The following is a 3,064-nucleotide window of genomic DNA, read 5'->3' on the forward strand; positions in this document are numbered from 1 at the left end:
CTGAAGCAAGCGGCGCACGAGCAGCGCGAGAGCGTCGACAGCTTGTCCGCACAGCATCTTCAAGCGCAGGCCCGCCGGATGGCCGCAGAACACCGCCTGGCCACCACCGCCGCGCGAGACAGCGCCCGGCTGGCGCTCGATGCCTTCCAGGAGCACTTTGATCCGGACCAGGAGCCCACGCTGGCGGCTGAGGCCGTCATGCTTCAGGAACAAGCCATCGCTGCGGCGCGCGAATCCGGGACGATCAACGCACAGAAGCCGTCCTTTCTGGACTGCCTCTTTGATCGGGGCGCGAACAGGCGGTGGAGGGAAGGTGCCGCACAGGCTGCCACGCGGGCGCGCACGCTCGCCGACGCTGCGGCAACTGCGAGGAAGCATCACGCGCAGGCCGAGATCCGGTGCCGCCAGTTGCTGAGGCTGACGTCCGGGTTACAAGCGGCCGAACTCTCCTGGGTCGAGGCGCAGGCCAATGCCCGCGCGCACGGTGTGCAGGATGAGTCGATCGAACTGCTTGGCCAAAACATGGCGCAGCTGGCGTCAGAGCTCGCACTCGGGCGAATCCGCCTGGAGGCGGCGAATCATGCGGCGGCGGCCCAAGCGAGCGCCCTGGAGAAGCTGATCGCAAAGAGTGAGTCGGACGCTCCAGAGCGCGCCAGCATCGGAAACTGGTTTGCCAAAAATTCCACCAGCGATGACTTCATTCGACAGGCATCAATGGCCGGGTTGGACGACGCCGAACTGCAATTGTTGAGTCCGTTCGAGGACGAGGAATTGTTGCTTCTGCGAAGAGAAGTATTTCGTCATGCGATCGAGGTTCACAAGGCCTTCGTCGCCGACGCCTGGAGCGCATTGAGACCCACACTGGGTCTGTTCATGGAGGTGCTCAAGGGGGCGCGTTCGCCCCATCTCGTGTCGAGCGGGGTGCAGGCCTTGTGGGAAGCCTTCTTTCTCGTGGTGCCCGTGGTCTCGTCGACCTTTGCGTCGTTCTCCAGGCTGTTTGCGGGCATGGGGCGAGAGAGTCTGGGGTGGCTTCTCATCGATGAAGCTGGCCAGGCACCGCCCCAGGCAGCATTGGGCGCGATCTGGCGCTCGAAGCGCGTTGTGGTGGTGGGCGACCCGCGCCAGCTCGAGCCGGTGGCAAAGCATCCGGTCGAGATGCTGGAACCCTGGCGGAGCCATTGCGCTGCCCAAAGCCTCTGGACGCCTGGAGAGTGCTCCGCACAATCGCTGGCAGACATTGGCAACCAGTACGGCACGTACCTCGCGGCCACCGGCGATTGCGAACCCACTTGGGTCGGCAGTCCGTTGCGCGTGCACCGACGTTGTTTGAACCCGATGTTCGACGTGGCCAACGAGATCGCCTACGGCGGCGTGATGGTTCACGCCGTTCAGGAAAGACGCGACGCCTGCGCGTGGCTGGGGGCGAGCTGCTGGATCGACGTTGAGAGTTCGGATGCCGAAGGCCATTGGATTCCGAAGCAGGGCGACCGGGTCATGAAGATGTTGGAGGACATGCGGGCGATGACCGGCGGGGCGATCCGCAACGCGGATGGCGCGCTGTATTTCAACGTCATCAGCCCATTCAAGGCCGTGGATTCGCGGATGCGGGACTTGCTCTACCGTGCCTACTCGGCGAATCGGTTTGAAAAAGCCGCAGACATGGCCGGAACGGTTCACACCTTCCAGGGCAAGGAAGCCGCAGTCGTCATTCTTGTGCTGGGCGGCGACCCGAACAAAGCGGGTGCCATCAGCGAGTTTGCCGGCAATGTTTCAAAGCCGAACCTGCTGAACGTGGCCGTGACCCGCGCAAAGGAGCGCATCTACGTCGTCGGTGACTTGGCGCTGTGGCGACGGCACAGCGCGCTGTACGACAAACTTGCAACGCATCTGCGGGCTGGTGGCTCGGGATTTGCTGCCTCGCTCTGAAGGCATTGCCACGCTGCAAACCAAGCCCGCTGGTCTGGCGCTACACGCAACGGGTCGCACATTGAGGCCGTGAGCCTCAACCCCGAACGCGATTCGGTCATCAAGACGCATTCGCGCGCACAGGATATTCAGCCGATGGCTGTTTGAATGAGGCGACAACTATCCTGACACGCGCCGCTCCTCAAGTGGTGGATGTGCGGTTGCGGACTCGGTGCACCCCCCTGCTCGGAATGGGGAACAGCAAGCCCGCTGTCCAGGCCCTGCGCTGTACCTTCAGAACCAGGAGCCGCCGGCCGCATCCGACGTCTGCCCCACGACGGACAACTGCATCCGCGCTGTGGCGCCGGGCGCGGTGATGACGCCGTTGGCCTGGCCGTCGGCGTCGAACTGCCCGCCATCGGTGATTTCAAAGTCCAGTCGCAGCCGCTCGCGTTCGCTGGCTACCTTGCCGCTGTAGGGTGCGCTGCTCAGGTTGATCCAGGTGCCGGTGCTGTCCTGGACCCAGTAGCCGCCCACGCCCAGCGCCGCGTCCACGTACAGGCTGAACGGCTCGCTGCTGCGGCCCGTGGCCCGTGTTGTCTCGAAGCTGAGCAGTCCGAGGGGCATCTCCATTCCCTGGGGCAACTGGGCGGGTGCGTCCTCTTGCTCCAGGCGGGTGACGCGTGCACCGCTGCTGTCCGGGTCCAGCTTGCCGTCCTGGCTGCCTGCTACCAGGGTCACGGGCTGGCTTGCTCCGGTGGGGCTGAGCACGGGGCGGGTCAATGCCACCGCCGCCTGCGTGCTGTCCGGGACGCCGTCTCCGTTGTCGTCGCTGTTCGTGTTGTCCCGGGTGTCCTTGTTCGTCAGGGGCGCGGATGTGCGGTTGTCCGCCGCAATGGCGCTATCGACTGTGGCGGTGCGGATCACCGAGGACATGGTGTCTGCTGGCGCGGGTGTGTTGTTGAGCACTGCGGTGGCCGCAAAGCTGGGTGCGTCGTTGCCTGGGGCGTCCTGTATCGCGTTGGCGTCGTTGCTGTCCGGAGAGGGGTCGGCGTAGGCGACGGTGACCGACTGGTCGCTGGTGACCGCCGTGGTCAGCGTGAGCGTGACGGTCTTGGCTTGGGGCTCGACGGTGACGTTGGTGACGGCGTTCGCGACG

2 protein-coding genes are annotated in these 3,064 nt (G+C 64.9%); one reads left to right on the forward strand and one right to left on the reverse strand.

From position 1 onward, the window contains the following. Positions 1 to 1,926, forward strand: a 1,926-nt coding sequence (locus VTU_RS30860) for a DEAD/DEAH box helicase (RefSeq protein WP_029554604.1), incomplete at its 5' end; no start/stop codon positions are given. Between the two features lie 273 nt (positions 1,927 to 2,199). On the opposite strand, the gene VTU_RS0120295 is transcribed toward VTU_RS30860, so the two are convergent. Then, on the reverse strand, positions 2,200 to 3,064 hold an 865-nt coding region (locus VTU_RS0120295), incomplete at its 5' end, for a choice-of-anchor U domain-containing protein (protein ID WP_010108005.1).

It is taken from the genome of Verminephrobacter aporrectodeae subsp. tuberculatae At4 (assembly GCF_000193225.1).
Lineage (GTDB): Bacteria > Pseudomonadota > Gammaproteobacteria > Burkholderiales > Burkholderiaceae_C > Acidovorax > Acidovorax aporrectodeae.